The following is a 16,963-nucleotide window of genomic DNA, read 5'->3' as shown; positions in this document are numbered from 1 at the left end:
CCGGTGATGCTCTCTAGCCCGGAGTTCCGAACACATAGAGAACGGCGAGGCCGAAGACCCAGTCAAAAGCCGACACGATGGCCATCATGATGATCACGAAGACGAGCACGACACCGGTGTAGCTCAGCAGCTCTTTACGAGTTGGGGTGACGACTTTGCGCAGCTCGGCGAAAACCTGCTTGACAAACAGGGACAACCGAGCGAAAGGACCGCGATTGGATTCGCGGGCAATTCGTGCGTTCGCGACGACTTCCTCACTAGGTTCGTCGACAACTTTTCGGGCCACCTGTTACACCTCTCATGGTCGGCAGACATCTACCGATGTGCAGGGCGGACAGGACTCGAACCTGCAACCTGCGGTTTTGGAGACCGCTGCTCTACCAATTGAGCCACCACCCTATGGAAGTAAACCCGCCATGCCGATTATGCCTTCGACCAAGTGAGACACTTGGAAAAAGGCGCAAAAAAGCATGGCAGAATTTCATTACCGTGTACCAGTCTAGGTCACGGACCGGCCACTGTAAAGCTGAGACGAACTACCCCGGGGGGAGAGCCATCGCTTCCCTGTCAGCTTGGCACACGAACCCTCGAGCGCGTAGCTCCTAGAGGAGTGAGTCCTCATCGATTGATCGAGCGTCACCCGCCCCGTCAGCTCTAATGTTCTCACGTGATTGCTCGGCCGGCACCTGGGATCAGGGACTGTCGAGGCGGCCGATCAGCTTGTGCATCGCGGTCATGGCGCCGCCGAGCACGGCCGGGATACCGCCGCCGGGGTGCACCGACGCGCCCACCCGCCACAGCCACGGGCGTGCGCGGCTCGTGTAGCCGGGGCGGTGAAACGGCCCGCTCTGCCAGAGCGGGTGGGTGGCGCCGTAGAGTGCTCCGCCGGTGGAACCCCAGCCTCCGAAGTAGTGCGGGTCGAGCACGACATGGTCGCGGAACAGCTCGCTGATCGGCCGGTCCAGGCCCACGGCATCGCTCACCCGAGCAACCTCACGCGCCACCCACGGGTTGTCGAGCTCGTAGTGGCGGCCATCGGCGGGCGCGGTGAGGAGTACCGCCACGGTGGCCCGGTCGTTGGGATAAACCTCGTGCGCGCGATAATAATTCAGGAAAGCCATCGTCTGCTCCGGCACGACTCCGGCATCGAGGCTGCGGTGCAGGGCGGCCGGGTCGTCGGGTAACACGACGGAGTGCGTGGCCGTGCCCTCCGGCAGCGGCGTCTCGAGCGCCGCATAGATGGCCACCCCCGAGCACGAGCGCGCCCGCGCCCGCGCCGATGACACGCCGAGCAGGCCGTCGAGCACCACGCTGTCGAGCCCGCTCACGATCACGTCGGACGGGTACGTCGCCGACGCCGTGGTCACGAGACCTTTCGACACGGATGTGACGGGCTCGCCGGTGTGTACAGTCGCGCCGGCGTTCAGCGCCAGCCGGTGCAACGCGAGTGGTAGCTCGTTCACTCCGCCCTCGGGAACCCAGACGCCGTCCCTGGCCATGACGGCCGGCATACTCGCGTACAGGGCGAGAGTCTGCCGGGGAGAGACGCCCGCGTTGAGAGTGTGGATGGCGATGACCTCCCGAAGGCCGTCGGGCATCCAGCTCAGGCCGTCAAGAAAGCTGCGCGTGGTCAGGCGCATGCCATACAGTCGAAACACGTTGCGCACGGCCGGCAGCGACGCCGGATCCAGCGGGTTGGCGGTGAGCATGCTCGTGAGTTGGGGCCCGAGGCCGCCGTGTTCCAGTTCGAAACGGGTCCAGGCGGCGTGCCAGGGGTGCCCCGCCGGCACCGGCAGGGTGGCTGCTTCTCCGCGGTAGAAGTACCGGCCCACTTCGGGCAGTCTCTGCAGCGTTACCCCGGCCACCGCGGCGGCCTCTGAGGGAGCAGACCAGCGCGCACCGAGCGCGTCGTAGCGAGCGAGCAGTTCCTCCCAGACCCCGGGGAAAGTGACCAGCGCCGGTCCGGTGTCCACGCGTTGCCCATCAATTTCGAGGCGTCTGCTCTTGCCACCGACCCAGTCGGATCCCTCCAATACTGTCACCGAATGGCCGGCGCGGGCCAACAGCGCGGCGGCCGTGAGCCCACCGATACCCGCGCCGAGTACGACTATGCGCTGCGGGGATGTGTTCGTGCGTGATCGGGTCATGGATAGGCTCCCAGCAACATGGAGGCCACGATTTGGGCCCCGGCGACGGAACCGGCAACGTAGGGGAACACGATTGAGTATCGATACAGGCGGCGGGCCGTTGCCGGTGTGGGGCTGCGCCCCAGCGATACCACCAGCCAGCCGGCGATGAGTGCATTCACCGCGGCGACCGGCCAACTGATCAGCGCGAATCCCACGGTGGACAGAGCCCACCACACGCCGCTCCACACCGTGGCGCCACGCGCACCGAGGTGGACGGCAGTGGTTTGAATTCCGGCGGCGCGGTCCTCGTCGATGTCCTGCACCGCGTCGTAGGTGTGCTTAGCCACACTCCACGCCATCAGCCCGATAGCGACCGCCCAGACCGGCGATTTGCCGAAGGCCAGTGGTACGAAGATCAGCGGGAAGGCATAGGCGGCGTTGCTGAGCGAATCGAGGTAGCGCCGGGCCTTGAAACGCAGCGGGGGTGCCGAGTAGAAGATGAAGATCACCGTATACGCAGCAATCCAGGCGAGCGCCGCCGGCGGCGACGTGACGAGAAAATACGCCACGAACGGCACGTTGGTCAGCACGACCGCGAGCACAATACTGCGAGTTTCCGAGCCGAGAATGCGAGCCCCTTCGAGGCCGCCCTTGCGGGCGTTCTGGGCATCCGTTTCCTGGTCGAAGATATCGTTCACGCCGTAGATCAGCAGGTTGAAAGGCAGGGTCGCCCAGAGCAGCAGAGGGATGATGTCCCAGCGCCACAAATCCCCCATCAACCACATGCCGATGACGGTCGTTCCGACGGTGTTGACCCACAGCACCGGTCGAGAGATCTGAACCAGGCGGGTGATCATTTGATCACTCTATTCCTGCGGGAGACCCAATTTTTACGGGCGTCACGTCGCTCAGGCGACGCGCGGCAGATCTGCGTCACCGGGGCTGACACGAGCGCTAACTCGGCCGGGGGCTCCGCTAGCCTGCGCGCGGGTCGGGTAGCTAAACTCAACACGTGGATCACGAACTCAAGCGAATTTCAACCCGGATCGGCTCTATTGCCGAGTCAGCGACCCTCAAGGTTGACGGTAAGGCTAAGGCGCTGCAGGCGGCGGGAAGGCCGGTGATCAGCTTTGCGGCCGGGGAACCCGATTTTCAGACGCCCGAACACATCGTGGAGGCAGCGCTGGCCGCGGTGCGCGACCCGAAGAACTATCGATATACCCCCGCAGCCGGCCTGCCCGAGCTGCGCGAGGCCATCGCGGCCAAGACGCTGCGCGACAGCAGCCTCGCGGTCTCGCCGAGTCAGGTCGTCGTCACCAACGGTGGCAAGCAGGCCGTCTATCAGGCCTTCGCGACCCTGCTCGATCCCGGTGACGAGGTCATCGTGCCGACCCCGTATTGGACCACCTACCCCGAGGCCATCCGCCTCGCCGGCGGCGTGCAGGTCGATGTCTTCGCCGGCAGCGACCAAGGCTACCTCGTGACCGTCGAGCAGCTCGAAGCCGCACGCACCCCACGCAGCAAGGTGCTGTTGTTCGTCTCACCATCCAACCCCACCGGCGCCGTCTACTCACCGGAGCAGACGCGGGCAATCGGCCAGTGGGCCGAGGACAACGGCTTGTGGGTCATCTCCGACGAGATCTACCAGAACCTCACGTACGACGGCGTGCGCGCCGTTTCCATCGTCGAGGCCGTTCCGGCGCTGGCCGACCGCACCATCCTGGTCAACGGCGTTGCGAAAACCTATGCCATGACCGGCTGGCGGCTGGGCTGGATGGTCGGCCCCGCCGACGCCATGCGGGCGGCAGCAAACCTGCAGTCGCACCTCTCCTCGAACGTGTCGAATATCTCTCAGCGCGCGGGAATCGCTGCGCTGAACGGCCCGCAAGACGCCGCCGAGGCCATGCGGGTGGCCTTCGACCGCCGCCGCAAGGTGATCGTCGCCGAGCTGAACAGGATCCCGGGCGTCGTGACACCCACCCCGCAGGGTGCCTTCTACGTCTATCCCGATGTGACGGGCCTGCTCGGCCGTGAGTGGGGCGGGGTCACCCCGACGACCTCTCTGGAACTGGCCGACCTCGTGCTCGACCAGGCCGAAGTGGCCGCCGTTCCCGGCGAAGCCTTCGGTCCGAGCGGGTTTTTGCGGCTGTCGTACGCCCTCAGCGACGAGGCCCTGCTCGAGGGCGTGCAGCGCCTCCAACGCCTGTTCACCTAGCCTTGGGGCTGGCCGCTGGCCGCTGGCCGCTGGCCGCTGGCCGCCGAATCGTGAGCCGGAATGGCTTTTTTGCGCTGAAACTCCCGACAAACTCACGGGTCGACGGGGAAGCGACATCTGCCGACCGGTGGATGGAGAAATGCGACCAACGGCGGTGGTTTAGGGGGTGCGGGAGTAAGATCCTGAGTCCATGACAACCACACCCCCGGTCGTGCAGGTGCGCGACCTGCAAAAATCGTATGGCGGCGTCGAGGCGGTGCGTGGCGTGAGTTTCTCGATCGCGGCCGGTGAGACCTTCGCCCTGCTCGGCCCGAATGGCGCCGGCAAGAGCACGACGATCGAGATTCTCGAGGGCTACCGTGACCGTTCCGGCGGTGAGGTGAGCGTGCTCGGCATTGATCCGCACCGCGGAGGCCTGGACTGGAAGGCCCGCCTCGGCATTGTGCTGCAGACCAGCAACGAAAGCGGGAATGCGACCGTGACCGAGCAGCTGCGCCACTTCGCCGGATTCTATCCCCATCCCCGCGACGTCGACGAGGTCATCGACGCGGCGGGGCTGCGCGAGAAGGCGAAAACCCGTGTCAGCAAGCTTTCCGGCGGGCAGCGTCGCCGAGTGGATGTCGCCCTCGGCATTATCGGACGCCCCGAGTTGTTGTTTCTCGACGAACCGACCACAGGCTTCGACCCCGAGGCCCGGCATCAGTTTTGGAACCTGATTCGCGGGCTCAAGGCGGAAGGCACCACCATTCTGCTGACTACCCACTACCTCGACGAGGCCGCGCAACTCGGCGACCGTGCCGGAATCATCGTCGGTGGCCGGCTCATCGACATCGGCCCGCTCGACGAAATCGGCGGAGCGGATGCCCGCGTTCCGGTCGTGCGCTGGCGTGACGGCAACGGATTGGTGCGCGAGGAGCGCACGAGCCGCCCTGCCCAGATCGTGGCGAACCTGGTCGCCAGCGGCAAGGGCGCCGAACCCGAAGGTCTTGAGGTGATCCGACCAAGCCTTGAAGACGTGTACCTGTCCCTCGTGCGCGGTCACGAAGCGATGACCCCCGGCAACGAAGCTGCCGCATCCGCCAATGGGGCGCGGCCCGATCGAAGCCGGCTTACAGACAAGGACGTGCGGGCATGAGCGCCACGATTTCGAGCACCCGCCGGCAGAACAAGGCTCCGAGCACGCTCGCGCTCGGCCTGTCTCGCATCGCCTATGAAACGCGCCTGTACTTTCGCTCCCCCGATACCCTGTTGTTCACATTCTTTTTTCCCTTCATCATGCTTGGCATTTTCACCGCCGCGTTCAGCTCCTCCGGAAATATCGGTGCGAATCCCGACGGCACCGGCGGCGTCAGCGTGGGCACCTACTACCTGCCCGGCATGCTCGCCGCCGGCATGCTTCTTTCCGGTGTGCAGAACCTCGCCGTCGATATCGCCGGCGAGAAAAGCGACGGCACCCTCAAACGTCTGGGTGGCACCCCGCTATCCCCGCTGAGCTATTTCCTCGGCAAGATCGGACAGGTGTTCGTCACCGCGATTCTTCAGGCCGGTCTACTGCTTCTCGTGGCGCGGCTTGTGCTCGATATCGCGCTGCCGACCGAACCCGGGAAATGGGTGACTTTCGCCTGGGTGTTTGTGTTCGGCGTGATCACGAGTGCGTTTCTCGGCATCGCGCTGTCGGCGGTGCCTCGGTCGGGGCGCAGCGCCACGGCCGTTGTGGCTCCCGTGGTGCTCGTGCTGCAGTTCATTTCGGGCGTCTACCTGCAGTTCACGACGCTGCCCGAGTGGATGCAGAACCTGGCGAGCATCTTTCCGCTCAAATGGATGGCGCAGGGCATGCGTTCGGTCTTTCTTCCGGAAAGCTTCGCGGCTGCCGAGCAGAGCGGCACATGGGATTTGCTCTGGGTGGCCGGCGCCCTCGGCGTCTGGCTGGTGCTTGGGCTCGTGCTGAGCCGGGCGACGTTTCGTTGGATTCGACGCGACGCGTAAGCCTGGCCTGAAGCCCGGGCGCTACAGCAGTTTGCGCGCAAGCGCCCAGGCCGTCAGCTCGTGCCGACTCGAGAGCTGCAGTTTGCGCAGCACGGCAGAGACGTGGGTTTCGACGGTCTTGGCTGCGATGAACAGGGCACCCGCAACCTCCTTGTAGCTGTAGCCGCGTGCGATGAGGCGCATCACCTCGGTTTCGCGGACAGAGAGCCGGTCGAGTTCCTCGGTTGTCTCGGCCGTCTCGCCGGCGACAGCGCCGAAGGCGTCGAGCACGAACCCGGCCAGGCGCGGCGAGAACACGGCGTCGCCGCCGGCGACACGGCGGGCAGCATCGGATACCTCGGCCCCGGAGGCGCTCTTGGTGATATAGCCCCGCGCGCCGGCGCGAATGACGCTCACCACGTCGTCGGCGGCATCAGAAACGCTGAGCGCCAGAAACAGGGTGTGCGGTGCACGCTGCGCTGCCTCACGAATAACCTCGGCGCCGCCCCCGCCGCGCCCACCGGGCAGGTGCACGTCGAGCAGCACGACGCGCGGCTGCAGTTCAATAACCTTCGCGATCGCCGAGTCGACCGTCGCAGCCTCGCCGAGCACCGAGATGCCGGCGTCGAGTTCGGCGCGCAGCCCGGAACGAAAGATGGAGTGGTCGTCGACGATGAGTACGCGCAGGCCAGCGGATGCCGCAGCTGGTGCGGCCGGCGTGCCGGCGTCTCGCCGAGGACGCCCGCCCTGTTCGCTCGGTTCGGGAGTGGTCATTGCACGCTCGTTTCGGTGTGGCGCTCATCGGGGGCCGGTTTGGTTTGCGGTGGAGCAGGGAGGGTCAGCAGAATCTCGGTGCCGCCCCCATTCGGGCCGGGACGCACGGCGGCGGTCCCGCCGGCCCGGCGCATCCGTCCCAGGATGGATTCGCGCACGCCGAGCCGGTCTTCGGAAATCTGGTCGAGCCGAAAGCCCGGCCCACGGTCGGTCACGCTCAATTCGATGCCGCGCGTGCCGGTCTCAAGATAGACCGACACCGCTCCCCCGGCATGCCGGGCAGCGTTGAGCATGGCCTCTCGGGCGGCGGCGACCAGGGATTCCTGGGCATCGACACTGCTCGGGGTCGACTCGGGGCCAGGGGCCGATCGCATACCCACCCCCGAGCCGACCGTCACGACCTCGAAACGCACCGCAAAATCTTCTTCGATCTCGCTGGCGATGCGACGCAGCGCGGTGGCCAGGTCGGTCGCCGGTTCGCCGCCGCCACGGGTTCCGGTGAACAGCCACTCGCGCAGTTCGCGTTCCTGCGCGCGGGCCAGCCGGGCGGCATCGCTGTGCGGCCCGGCCTTCTGTTGAATGAGCGCGAGGGTTTGCAGCACCGAATCGTGCAGGTGCGCGGCGATGTCGGCCCGTTCCGCTTCACGGGCCCGCGCAGCCCGCTCATCGGCGAGGTCGCTCCACAGGCGCAGCAACCACGGCGCGGTGACCACGGCGACACCGAGCAGAACGGATGCCGCCGCCAAGATGACCGTCCACGCATTCGGGTTGGTGCCGGTCACGAAAAACAGCAGAATACCGACGGCGACGAGCACGAGTGCTCCGAGAATGCGCACGAGCAATGCCGAGGATTGCTGCGCCGCACCACTGCGAATGTCAGCGAACTGACGCCAGGCGAGTGCCGTGCCGGCGAGCACGACGATAGTGGGCACCACGACGGCGAGCGGAATGTCGGCGCCGAGGCGACTCGCCACGAGGGCGCCACCGGCAGCGAGCAGGGCCAGACCGAGCAAAATCTCGGTAACGGGCGCGGCCCGGGTGGAGGCGGCATCCGCGCTCGGGAACGGTCCATCCGCGGTCGATGGGCGGCCGATGTTACCGTGATCGATCCGTACCGCACCGGAATCATCGACCGTGCGGGCGATCGCGGTCGGCCCACGTGCCTCGTGGGCCGACGGAGACGGCGCGACTCTCGATCGCGCCAGGCTCGACTTCGGCAGCGGGTCTGCCGCCGCTCGGCTATCGATGCTCGGAACCGTCACCCACAGCCAGGCATAGAGCAACGCGCCGAAGCCGCCGCAGAGGCTGAGCAGCACGGTGACCAGACGCACCCTGCCCAGGGAAACGCCGGTGTGCTCGGCGAACCCCGCACAGACACCGCCGACCAGCCGAAGCCGGGGCCGAGTCATCCGTTCGGTTCTCACGTATTCATCCAAGCACGCCGGACTGACCCGGCGGAACCCTGCGAAAATCAATCAGGGTCCAATCAGGGTCATCCCCCATGGCAGCGATCTCGGCACGCTGCCACACTCGAATCATGACCGACACACCGAGGGCAGACGCCCCTCATCCTGCACAGCGACCCGACCAGATCAGCCGGTTCTTCGACTGGATTCGCGGCAGCGGCCTCAACCGCGACGGTGACCGCTGGATCGCCGGCGTCTGCGGCGGCATCGCCGCCCGCACCGGACTCGACCCCCTCATCGTGCGCGGCATCGCCGTCGTGATCGCCATCCTTGGCGGTCCCGTCGTCTTCGCCTACGCCGTCGGCTGGGCACTCCTGCCGCGCGGCGCTGGCCGCATTTACGCCGAAGACGCCATCCGCGGTCGCTTCCAGCCAGCCATGATCGCGATCGGCGCATTCCTTCTCTTCACCGTCGTGCCGCTGTTCCGCGGCTTCTGGTGGAACGGTCCAACTGGACTATGGGCCCTTCCCGACTGGCTCATCGGCATCTTCTCACTAGGCTGGGGGCTGGCCATGGCGGCCGCCATCGTCTGGCTGGTCGTATTCCTGGCGCGCCGCTCGCAGAAACCGCAGCCGCCCACCGGATCTGGCCCCGCATTCGGCCCCGACGCTCCTTCGGCCGGCCCGTTCGGCCCGGGCAGTGTCTACGACCCGAAACCTAAATCGGGGTCCGGTTCCGGCCCCGGCTCGGGTCCGCGCCAGCAAACGGATGCCCCGTCGGCCGCACCGGGATCGTCGGCGACCACCGCGTCGGACACCATCGCAGCCACCGATAATACCGATCCCACCACGGCAACCGCTCCGACCCTGGCTTTCGCGGCCGCCAGCACGGCAACGAACAGCGCACCGACCGCCGCACCCACCCGCACCGCACCGTATCCACCGGTGAACCCGTACGCCAGCGCTTATGCACCGGACTCGGCCCGGAGCATCCGCTCGGAGCAGAATCGCCTCTGGCAGGAACAGAACCGTGCCCGCCAGGCCGCCCACCGTGCGCGGGTGCAGGCCCGCCGCCCCGGGGCGGGCTTCAGCGCCATCGTGCTCGGCTTGGCCCTGGCCATGGGCGCCGTAGCTGCCGGGGTGAATTCGAACGGCGTCTGGTCCCTGGATGCGGTGGTTCTCGGCGTCGCCTTCGCCCTCGGAGTGCTCGCGCTCGGCATCGTCATCGCCGGGATCCGGGGCCGCACCGACGGCGCTATGGGAGGGTTCGCCTTCCTGGCCGCGGCTACCCTCGTACTGCTCGGGGTGTTTCCGCAGGGAACCCAATTCTCGGCCGTCGGCAACACCGTCTGGTCGCTCAGCGCGAATTCCGCCTCGGCGAACCCGGTCACGGGCTACGCCATGATCGTGGGGAACACCACACTCGACCTGCGCGACTTCGACAACCCCGGGCTCGACGAGGACAGCGTCATCGATGTCTGGCTCCTCGTCGGTGCCACTGACATTCAACTACCGTCGAATGCCCCGGTGCACGTCGAATCGCGCGCACTGGTCGGCGGCGTCGAATATTCCGGACGCGCCGTTGCCGCCGAAAACGGCGAGCAGACCGGCGTGTTCGCCTTCGACCGGCGCACCTTCAACGCGAACAACCGCAGCGACGGCCCGCTCGTGCGCATCTGGACCCTCGCCGGCGTCGTCACGCTCGATTCCTCCATCGACTAGGACCCCACCATGACCACACCGCAGAACCCCACAAGCCCCGGCACGGACGCCCCCACCGAAGATTTCTCCGCGAGCCGCCCGAATGGCGACGCAGCCGCCACCGAGAACCTGTCGGTACACCCGACCGTGCCGTATCCAAAGTCGATCTTCCCGCATCGGGAGACCGACACGACGCCAAGTTTCTTCGCCCCGAACACCGACTGGCCCACCGCAGCGGCACCCGCAGCCCGCCTGCGCCCACGCTTCGGCACGATCCTCTGGGGCATTCTGCTGCTCGCCTTCGCCATCTATATGGTGGTGTTCACGCTGCTCCCCGTGCCTCCGGATCCCACGCTCTGGCTGCTCGGCGGGGTCATCGCGGTGGGGCTCGGTCTCGTCGTGGCCGGCATCGCTGCCGCCGCCCGCCGAGCCGACTGACTGACGGCCTGGGCGCTGCCGTGCGCCGAGCCGACTGACTGACGGCCTGGGCGCTGCCGTGCGCCGGTCGGGAGGGACGACCGACTACAGCGTCAGCCCCACCAGCACCGGCTCGGGCTGTAGGTTCACCCCGAACTCGGCCTGCACCCGGCCGAGCACGTAACGAGCCAGTTCGGCGATCTCCACTGCCGTAGCCCCGCCCGTGTTGGTCAGCGCTAGGGTGTGCTTGCTCGACACGGCCGCCTTCGACCCGGGCAGGCGAAATCCGCGACTGACACCGGCGTGCTCGATCAGCCAGGCCGCGCTGAGCTTGACCAGGCGCACCGGTTCCCCGCCGGGAATCGGCCCGACACCCATGTATTCCTCGAGTGGAGTGACCCGATCGGCCGGCTCCTCCCCGAGTTTCCAGCGCGGGGCATCCGCTGGCAGCGAGCGCGCAAAGGTCTCAGTGACGATCGGGTTGGTGAAGAACGAGCCGGCGCTAAACGTGTCGGGGTCGGCGGGGTCGAGCACCATACCCTTGCCGGCCCGCAGGCCGAGCACGGTTGAGCGCACGCTCTGCAATGGCACCCGGTCGCCGAGCTGCACGCCGAGTGCCCCGGCGAGTTGCGCATACTTCAGCGGCTGCCCGAGGACGCTCCCCAAAACGGATGCCTCGGCGTATGTATCGTGCAACTCCAGCTCGATCGCCAGCACGACTCCGCGCAGGCCCTGCTTGAGCGCCGACGTGCGGTACCCAAGATCGAGGTCGGCGCGCTCCAGCCGCTCAACCTCGCCGCTCTCGTAGGAAAGAAAGTCGATCGCCCTGAGGCTGTCGGAGAGTTCCTGGCCGTACGCGCCGATATTCTGCACGGGCGCGGCACCGCACGATCCGGGAATGCCCGACAGCGCCTCGATGCCGGCCCAGCCGTGGTCCACCGCATAGGCGACGAGGTCGTCCCAGGGTTCACCGGCCTGCACGCGCAGGCGTACCTGTTCGCCGCCGTCGGTGACCGATTCGGGGCCGACGGCGAGGGGATCGACGCTGTCAGCGGCATCCGTTTCGCGGCCGAGCACCGCGATGCCGCGCGTCACCACCTGAATTACGATGCCGTCGAAGCCCTCGTCGGCGACGATGGTGTTGGAACCGCCGCCGAGCAGCAGCCAGTTCTCATCCAGGCCCCAGACGGCGAGGGTCTCGTCGATGAGGTCCTGCTCGGTGGCCGGCGCGACCCGCGCGGCGGGTGGCCCGCCGACGCGAAAGGTGGTGAGCGTGCTCAGGGGAACGGGTTCGATCATGAGTTCAGGCCAGGTTGACGCGCGCCTGCGCCTTGCCGAGAACGGTCGCGCCGTTGAAGGTCACGGTCAGGTCGATGCGCACGATTCCGGCGTCGGGCTCGAGCGCGCCGACCTTGGCGACGACCATCACAACGGCGCCAACGGTGGCGTCGACGAAGACCGGGCGGGTAAATCGCACCTGGTAGTCAATGACCCTGGCGGGGTCGCCAGCCCAGTCGACGACGGGCTGCACGGCCAGGCCCATGGTGAGCATGCCGTGGGCAAGTACGCCCGACAGGCCCACCGACCGCGCGACATCATCGCGGTAGTGAATCGGATTGAAATCACCGGATGCCCCGGCGTAGCGCACGAGTGAATCGCGCGTCAATGAGAAACTCGCCTCAGCGACGACGCTGCCGACGGTGAGGTCAGCCAGAACGGGGATCATTCGTCTCCCCTGACGACGAGGGTGGAGGTCGCTGTCACGACGTGGGCGCCGGCTGCGTCGACGATCGTGGACTCGGCGGTCACCATCGCGTGAGCGCCGAGCGTCTTGATGCTCGTCACGGCGAGGGTCGCTGTGAGCTCGTCGCCGGCGACGATCGGGCGGGTATAGCTGAAGCGCTGGTCGCCGTGCACGACGCGGGTGAAGTCGATGCCGCCGTCGGGTTCGGCGAGCAGTTGGGCCAGCGTGGCCTCCTGCACGACCACGGCGAAGGTGGGCGGGGCTACAACGTCGGCGTGGCCGGCCGCGCGGGCCGCTTGGGGATCGTGGTTGATCGGGTTGGTCGCGAACACGGCGCGGGAGAATTCGCGCACCTTTTCACGGCCGACAAGATACGGTGCGACCGGCGGAAAGACCCGCCCCTGCAACTCTGGGTTCACTGACACCCGTTGAGTCTACTCAGAGAGCCCTGGCAGACCGGTCAGGAGCTGGCCCTAACAAGGCGCACACTGGTAATCGTGAAATGTGTATCCGTGCGCCTCGGCGACCCCGAGGTAGTCCCTCTCCTGCTCGACCTGCACCGCGAATACGAAACCCGCTATGGCGACGGCGACTCGGTGCACGACGTCGACGGCGCCGAGTTCGAAGCACCGAGCGGCGGCTTTCTCGTGCTCGTCGACGGCGACACGACGGTCGCCGGTGGTGGCCTGCGGCAGTTCAACGCCACGACCGCCGAGGTCAAACGTATGTGGACCAACCCCGCTTACCGTCGCCAGGGCCACGCCCGCACGATTCTGCGTGAACTCGAATCGCTCGCCCGCAGCCTCGGCTACGAGCGGATGCGCCTGGAGACCGGTTACGCCCAGCCCGAGGCCCTCGCCCTCTACCGCAGCCTCGGCTTCACCGACATCGGCAACTACGGCATCTACGAGCACGCCTCCGGCTTCGAGCTCGCTCTCACCTGACCTCGCATCGAGGCGGCGGCCCGGTTCTTAGCTAAGGCGCAGCCGAGTCTTGCGCCCTGGGCACCCTTACATCGTGAAGGTGCGGTACCCACCTACCGGAACAGCTCCAGTTTCGTAGTCATCTCTAAGCTCCGCACGTCGATGCCCCGCCTATCGCGCAGTGATATCTCGCTCCGCGAGCGCGCGAAAAGTGCCCGATTGTCGCTCTCAATGGCCCCTTTTTGCGCTCTCGCGAGCGTGGGGAGCAGTAGGGGAGGTAGCGTAAGAGGGCTATGCAAAACAAATTGATTCCGCACCCCGACCTTCCGATCGACCTGCCGACCGAGGAACGCATTCGCGCCGCCGTCGCGCACTACGGCGAGAACGTCGTCATCGACAATTCCGTGGCCCTGCTGCGTGCCAAGAACGCCGGCAAAGACTTTCTGCTTTACGCCGGCGGGCGCCACGCGCTCGGCATTCTCGAGGGTGCTCCCGCGCTGTACTGGCCCGAATTGTGGGGCGCCCGCGCGCTACTGCACGTTTGGGGCGAGCAGGCCGCTCCGTACATCGTCGTCGGTTTGAACAACCAGGCTTGGCGCGTACGCGAAATGTGCGCGAAGGTCGTGCTGCTGCGCGGCCTGCAGGTCGTGCCCAAGCTTGTGCGCCTCACCACCGACGAGCACCCGCGCGTGCGTTCCGCCGCGCTGCACGCCCTCGCCGACCAGGGCACCGAAGCCAACATCGCCACGATCGAGGTGCGCCTGCGCGACTCCGACAAGGAAGTGCGCCGCGCCGCCCAGCAGGCTCGCGACGCCATTCGTTCGCGCCTGAAGCTGACCGACGCCGCGGCCGAACCCGAGGCGTAACCAGCCGCGGGCATCCGCTCGTTACGGCCGGCGCAGCAGCGCACCCTCGTGCCGGCAGGTAGCGGCGGCGGTGAGCATAGCGTCGGCCAGCAGGGCCTGCCACGCGTCGGAATCCTGCGGCACCCCGTCGTTCACGATCGTGCAAACGGATGCCGCCAGCGTCGCGTCCCCTGCACCCATCGTGTCGATGACGGGCCCGTCGAGCTCGGCGATCGGCGCGCTGATCAGCTCGTTGTTTGCGAACGAGACCGAGGCGCCCAGGCGTCCGGCGGTCGCCAGCACGGTGTGGGCCCCCGCGTCGACGAGCCGTTCCCGCAGCTCATCGAGCGTGCTGTCGTAGAGCAGATCGGCGTCTTCGTCGCCCACCTTGACGAGCAGGCTACGCGCGGCGAGCGCTTGGAAGTTGCGCACGAACCGCGGCCCGTCGTGCAGCATGCCAGCTCGCGGGTTGGGGTCGATCACGAGGCGCCGTTCCGGGTCGGTTACGCAGGCGGCGAATGCTTCGGTCTGCGCGGTGTCGTCGAACGGAAAGCAGCTCACGACGACGAGCTTGGCGGCCTCGAGCGCGGTGCGCTCGGCGACACCGAAGTCGATGCGGCGCGCTTTCGCGGCGTCGTTGAAGAAGTAGCGGGGCTCGCCATCGGTGCGGTCGGACACCGCTCGCGACGAGCCGAGCGGGCCCGGGGTCGCGATGAGCTCCACGCCGTGCTGGTCGAGGAAGGCCCGAAGCACCGCGCCGTCGTCGTCGTCGCCGACCATGGCAATGAGGGTGGTCGGCACCCCGAGCACGGCCAAGCCGACCGCCACGTTGAGGGCGGCGCCGCCGGCGAATTCCCGACTGGCCGCCGAGTCACGCAATACGTCGATCAGGGCGTCGCCGACGACGACGACACGGGCGGGGGCGCTGAGTTCAGGCATGGGGTCCAATCTCTCCGGAGCCGCGAGCGATCAGCTCGGTCGGCACGACATAGGAATGTTCGGGGGTGCGATCGCCGTCGAGGCGCGCCAGCAGCCGCTCGGCCGCGAGTTCGCCGATCCGCTGCGGGTTCTGGGCGATGACGGTGATGCCGGGGCTGAGCAGATCGGCGAGGGAAATATCGTCGAACCCCACCAGGGCCACCCGGTTTTGCAGTGAACGGTCGCGCAGCGCGGTGATCGCACCGATGGTGACAAGGTTCTGGCTGGTAAACAAGGCGGTGGGTGGATCAGCCGAGTCGAGCAGGGCGAGCACAGCCCGGTTCGCCGCGGCTTCATCGTGCAGGTCGACGACGACCGGGATGTCGCGGGTGGCAACGCCCGCTCGTCCCAATTCCTCGAGAAACCCACGACGACGTTCGCGAGCCGTCTGGATGGCGTCGAAGTCCCCCAGGTAGGCGATGCGGCGGTGCCCGTGTGCGAGGAGGTGCCGGGTGGCAAGGGCGGAACCGGCGGCGTTGTCGCTGACGACGGCATCCGCTTCGATGCCGGCCGGCTCGCGGTCGATGAAGACCAGCGGGGTTCCACGGCGCAACTCCGCAGCCAGGTAGGCCTGACTCTTCGTGACCGTGGTCAGGATCAGCCCATCGACCCGCCGCTGCAGGAACGCCGAAACCAGGCCCTGCTCGCGACCGGGATCGTCGTCGAGGCTCGAGGCAAACACCGCGATGCCGCGCGCCGTTGCAGCCTCCTCGACTGCCCGGTGCAGCGTGCCGTAGAACGGATTGGCGACGCTTCCGACGAGCAGGCCCAGGGTCTTGGTACGTCCATCGGCCCGGCGCAGGTTGCCGGCATGCAGATCGGGCTGGTAATCGAGGCTGTCTGCGGCTTCCTTGACCTTCGCGATCATGGCCGGCGACACGTTGGGCTCACCGTTGATGACCCGAGAAACCGTCTTGATGCCCACGCCGGCCAGCGCGGCGACCTGGCGCATGGTCGGTCGAGCGCGCGGGGCAGTGCCGGAGGTGCTTTCCGACATCGTTGTCACGATTAATCTCCAACGTGATTAAGTTCCTTGACTCTATAGCAACAGTCGTCTAAAACTATAAATGACATCGTTGTCAGGAAGATTGTCTTCCGTCTGATTAGAGGAGGTTCACCAATGAATCGCACCGCACACAGCTCGACCGACGGGGTCGCGATCATGACCGGGGCGCGCAAGGCATGACCGGCCCGGTTATCGCCCTGTACGCCGAGTTCACGGCGCTCCCCGGACACGAGAATGAGGTCGCCCGCCTACTGCAGGACCTCACGGCCCACGTGCGAGAGGAAGCGGGCTGCATCCGCTTCGATCCACACCAACTTGGCAGCAACCCGGCGGCCTTCTTCGTCTACGAGGAGTACCGCGACCCCGCAGCGTTCGACGCCCACCGCGCCACCGCCTACGGTGCCGAGTTCAACCGAGCACTCGGGCCGATCATCGAGGGCAACGGTTCGACACTGACTTTCCTGGCCCCCCTGGTCTGAGGCGGGCCCCGACCAGGCGGGGTCCGGTACAGAAAACAGCCGGCACGAGGAATCCATGCTCCTCGTGCCGGGCACCTTGGAACCATGCAGAGTTAGACGCTCTTTCGTCCTGACATCGACCTCATCAGGAACATGATCACCGCGATGATCGCGAGCACGATACCTACCCAGAGCAGAAATTGAAGCGACTGCACCAGGCCTCCGGTAATGAGCAGCACCACCGCAACGACGGCCACAATGATGAGTAACGGGTTCATAGTTCGACCTTTCATTTCATGCGCGGGAAGATCCCGATTGCGGTGATACTACCCCCCACACGAGGGTCGCAAGAGGGCGCCGCGCGCGGCATACACTTGCGCGTCGCGTCGCCCTCTCGTTCGCG

Annotated in this window: 19 protein-coding genes and 1 tRNA gene; 8 read left to right on the top strand and 12 right to left on the bottom strand. The window is 66.8% G+C overall.

The window, feature by feature from the left end; all coding sequences use genetic code 11:
- Nucleotides 1–13: 13 nt before the first annotated feature.
- The 4 genes from secE to E3T47_RS07835 all read right to left on the bottom strand — a co-directional run bounded on the left by secE (nucleotide 14) and on the right by E3T47_RS07835 (nucleotide 2,986).
- A complete protein-coding gene (gene secE / locus E3T47_RS07850) occupies nucleotides 14–286 on the bottom strand; it encodes a preprotein translocase subunit SecE (RefSeq protein WP_134555529.1) in 273 nt (90 codons plus the stop codon).
- A 40-nt stretch (nucleotides 287–326) separates the two neighbouring features.
- A tRNA-Trp gene (locus E3T47_RS07845) sits at nucleotides 327–399 on the bottom strand.
- A gap of 293 nt (nucleotides 400–692) precedes the next feature.
- Nucleotides 693–2,147: a phytoene desaturase family protein gene (locus tag E3T47_RS07840; protein WP_134555528.1), complete on the bottom strand. Its 1,455-nt coding sequence runs from the start codon at nucleotides 2,145–2,147 to the stop codon at nucleotides 693–695.
- Nucleotides 2,144–2,986 (bottom strand): UbiA family prenyltransferase, encoded by an 843-nt coding sequence (locus tag E3T47_RS07835; RefSeq protein WP_134555527.1) that lies wholly within the window; start codon nucleotides 2,984–2,986, stop codon nucleotides 2,144–2,146. The genes E3T47_RS07840 and E3T47_RS07835 overlap by 4 nt, the downstream gene beginning before the upstream one ends.
- Before the next feature lie 155 nt (nucleotides 2,987–3,141).
- Here E3T47_RS07835 and E3T47_RS07830 point away from each other — a divergent pair, with 155 nt between their 5' ends.
- The 3 genes from E3T47_RS07830 to E3T47_RS07820 all read left to right on the top strand — a co-directional run bounded on the left by E3T47_RS07830 (nucleotide 3,142) and on the right by E3T47_RS07820 (nucleotide 6,330).
- Nucleotides 3,142–4,344, top strand: coding sequence for a pyridoxal phosphate-dependent aminotransferase (locus E3T47_RS07830; RefSeq protein ID WP_134555526.1), 1,203 nt, complete (start codon nucleotides 3,142–3,144; stop codon nucleotides 4,342–4,344).
- A gap of 190 nt (nucleotides 4,345–4,534) precedes the next feature.
- Complete coding sequence (locus E3T47_RS07825; RefSeq protein ID WP_134555525.1) at nucleotides 4,535–5,479, top strand: ABC transporter ATP-binding protein; 945 nt, start codon at nucleotides 4,535–4,537, stop codon at nucleotides 5,477–5,479.
- Nucleotides 5,476–6,330, top strand: coding sequence for an ABC transporter permease (locus E3T47_RS07820; protein WP_134555524.1), 855 nt, complete (start codon nucleotides 5,476–5,478; stop codon nucleotides 6,328–6,330). Before E3T47_RS07825 ends, E3T47_RS07820 begins: the two co-directional genes overlap by 4 nt.
- Before the next feature lie 21 nt (nucleotides 6,331–6,351).
- On the opposite strand, the gene E3T47_RS07815 is transcribed toward E3T47_RS07820, so the two are convergent.
- Complete coding sequence (locus tag E3T47_RS07815) at nucleotides 6,352–7,083, bottom strand: LuxR C-terminal-related transcriptional regulator (RefSeq protein WP_134555523.1); 732 nt, start codon at nucleotides 7,081–7,083, stop codon at nucleotides 6,352–6,354.
- Entirely contained in the window at nucleotides 7,080–8,507 is a 1,428-nt protein-coding gene (locus E3T47_RS07810; protein WP_134555522.1) for an ATP-binding protein, read from the bottom strand. Before E3T47_RS07810 ends, E3T47_RS07815 begins: the two co-directional genes overlap by 4 nt.
- 113 nt (nucleotides 8,508–8,620) lie before the next feature.
- Here E3T47_RS07810 and E3T47_RS07805 point away from each other — a divergent pair, with 113 nt between their 5' ends.
- Complete coding sequence (locus E3T47_RS07805; protein WP_166805658.1) at nucleotides 8,621–10,210, top strand: PspC domain-containing protein; 1,590 nt, start codon at nucleotides 8,621–8,623, stop codon at nucleotides 10,208–10,210.
- A 9-nt stretch (nucleotides 10,211–10,219) separates the two neighbouring features.
- Nucleotides 10,220–10,627 carry a hypothetical protein gene (locus tag E3T47_RS07800; RefSeq protein WP_134555520.1) on the top strand — a complete coding sequence of 136 codons (408 nt, stop codon included), beginning with the start codon at nucleotides 10,220–10,222 and terminating at the stop codon, nucleotides 10,625–10,627.
- A gap of 84 nt (nucleotides 10,628–10,711) precedes the next feature.
- Here the strand turns inward: E3T47_RS07800 and E3T47_RS07795 are convergent, their stop codons facing one another.
- From E3T47_RS07795 to E3T47_RS07785, 3 genes are read right to left on the bottom strand one after another with little or no spacing between them, the layout of a single operon-like run.
- On the bottom strand, nucleotides 10,712–11,905 hold the full coding sequence (locus E3T47_RS07795) for a UDP-N-acetylmuramate dehydrogenase (protein ID WP_134555519.1): 1,194 nt from the start codon (nucleotides 11,903–11,905) through the stop codon (nucleotides 10,712–10,714).
- A gap of 4 nt (nucleotides 11,906–11,909) precedes the next feature.
- The gene (locus E3T47_RS07790) at nucleotides 11,910–12,332 is read right to left on the bottom strand and encodes a MaoC family dehydratase (protein ID WP_134555518.1); all 423 of its coding nucleotides are present in this window, start codon (nucleotides 12,330–12,332) and stop codon (nucleotides 11,910–11,912) included.
- A complete protein-coding gene (locus E3T47_RS07785; protein WP_134555517.1) occupies nucleotides 12,329–12,775 on the bottom strand; it encodes an FAS1-like dehydratase domain-containing protein in 447 nt (148 codons plus the stop codon). Before E3T47_RS07785 ends, E3T47_RS07790 begins: the two co-directional genes overlap by 4 nt.
- Nucleotides 12,776–12,847: 72 nt before the next feature.
- Between E3T47_RS07785 and E3T47_RS07780 the strand changes: the two genes are divergently transcribed.
- Together E3T47_RS07780 and E3T47_RS07775 are read left to right on the top strand one after the other, a co-directional pair.
- Complete coding sequence (locus tag E3T47_RS07780; protein ID WP_166805657.1) at nucleotides 12,848–13,294, top strand: GNAT family N-acetyltransferase; 447 nt, start codon at nucleotides 12,848–12,850, stop codon at nucleotides 13,292–13,294.
- 272 nt (nucleotides 13,295–13,566) lie between these two features.
- Entirely contained in the window at nucleotides 13,567–14,139 is a 573-nt protein-coding gene (locus E3T47_RS07775; protein WP_134555515.1) for a HEAT repeat domain-containing protein, read from the top strand.
- 21 nt (nucleotides 14,140–14,160) lie between these two features.
- On the opposite strand, the gene E3T47_RS07770 is transcribed toward E3T47_RS07775, so the two are convergent.
- Both E3T47_RS07770 and E3T47_RS07765 read right to left on the bottom strand, forming a co-directional pair.
- Nucleotides 14,161–15,057, bottom strand: a complete 897-nt coding sequence (locus tag E3T47_RS07770) for a PfkB family carbohydrate kinase (protein ID WP_134555514.1) — start codon at nucleotides 15,055–15,057, stop codon at nucleotides 14,161–14,163.
- Nucleotides 15,050–16,048 carry a LacI family DNA-binding transcriptional regulator gene (locus E3T47_RS07765; RefSeq protein WP_134555666.1) on the bottom strand — a complete coding sequence of 333 codons (999 nt, stop codon included), beginning with the start codon at nucleotides 16,046–16,048 and terminating at the stop codon, nucleotides 15,050–15,052. The genes E3T47_RS07770 and E3T47_RS07765 overlap by 8 nt, the downstream gene beginning before the upstream one ends.
- 230 nt (nucleotides 16,049–16,278) lie before the next feature.
- Here E3T47_RS07765 and E3T47_RS07760 point away from each other — a divergent pair, with 230 nt between their 5' ends.
- Nucleotides 16,279–16,581, top strand: a complete 303-nt coding sequence (locus E3T47_RS07760) for a putative quinol monooxygenase (RefSeq protein ID WP_134555513.1) — start codon at nucleotides 16,279–16,281, stop codon at nucleotides 16,579–16,581.
- Between the two features lie 92 nt (nucleotides 16,582–16,673).
- Here E3T47_RS07760 and E3T47_RS15855 read toward each other — a convergent pair whose 3' ends face one another.
- Entirely contained in the window at nucleotides 16,674–16,838 is a 165-nt protein-coding gene (locus E3T47_RS15855; RefSeq protein WP_166787763.1) for a hypothetical protein, read from the bottom strand.
- Between the last annotated feature and the right edge of the window lie 125 nt (nucleotides 16,839–16,963).

Origin of the sequence: Cryobacterium ruanii, from assembly GCF_004404055.1 — a bacterium.
Lineage (GTDB): Bacteria > Actinomycetota > Actinomycetes > Actinomycetales > Microbacteriaceae > Cryobacterium > Cryobacterium ruanii.
Note: the sequence above shows the minus strand (reverse complement) of the source record. Positions and strands in the feature narration are given on the sequence as shown.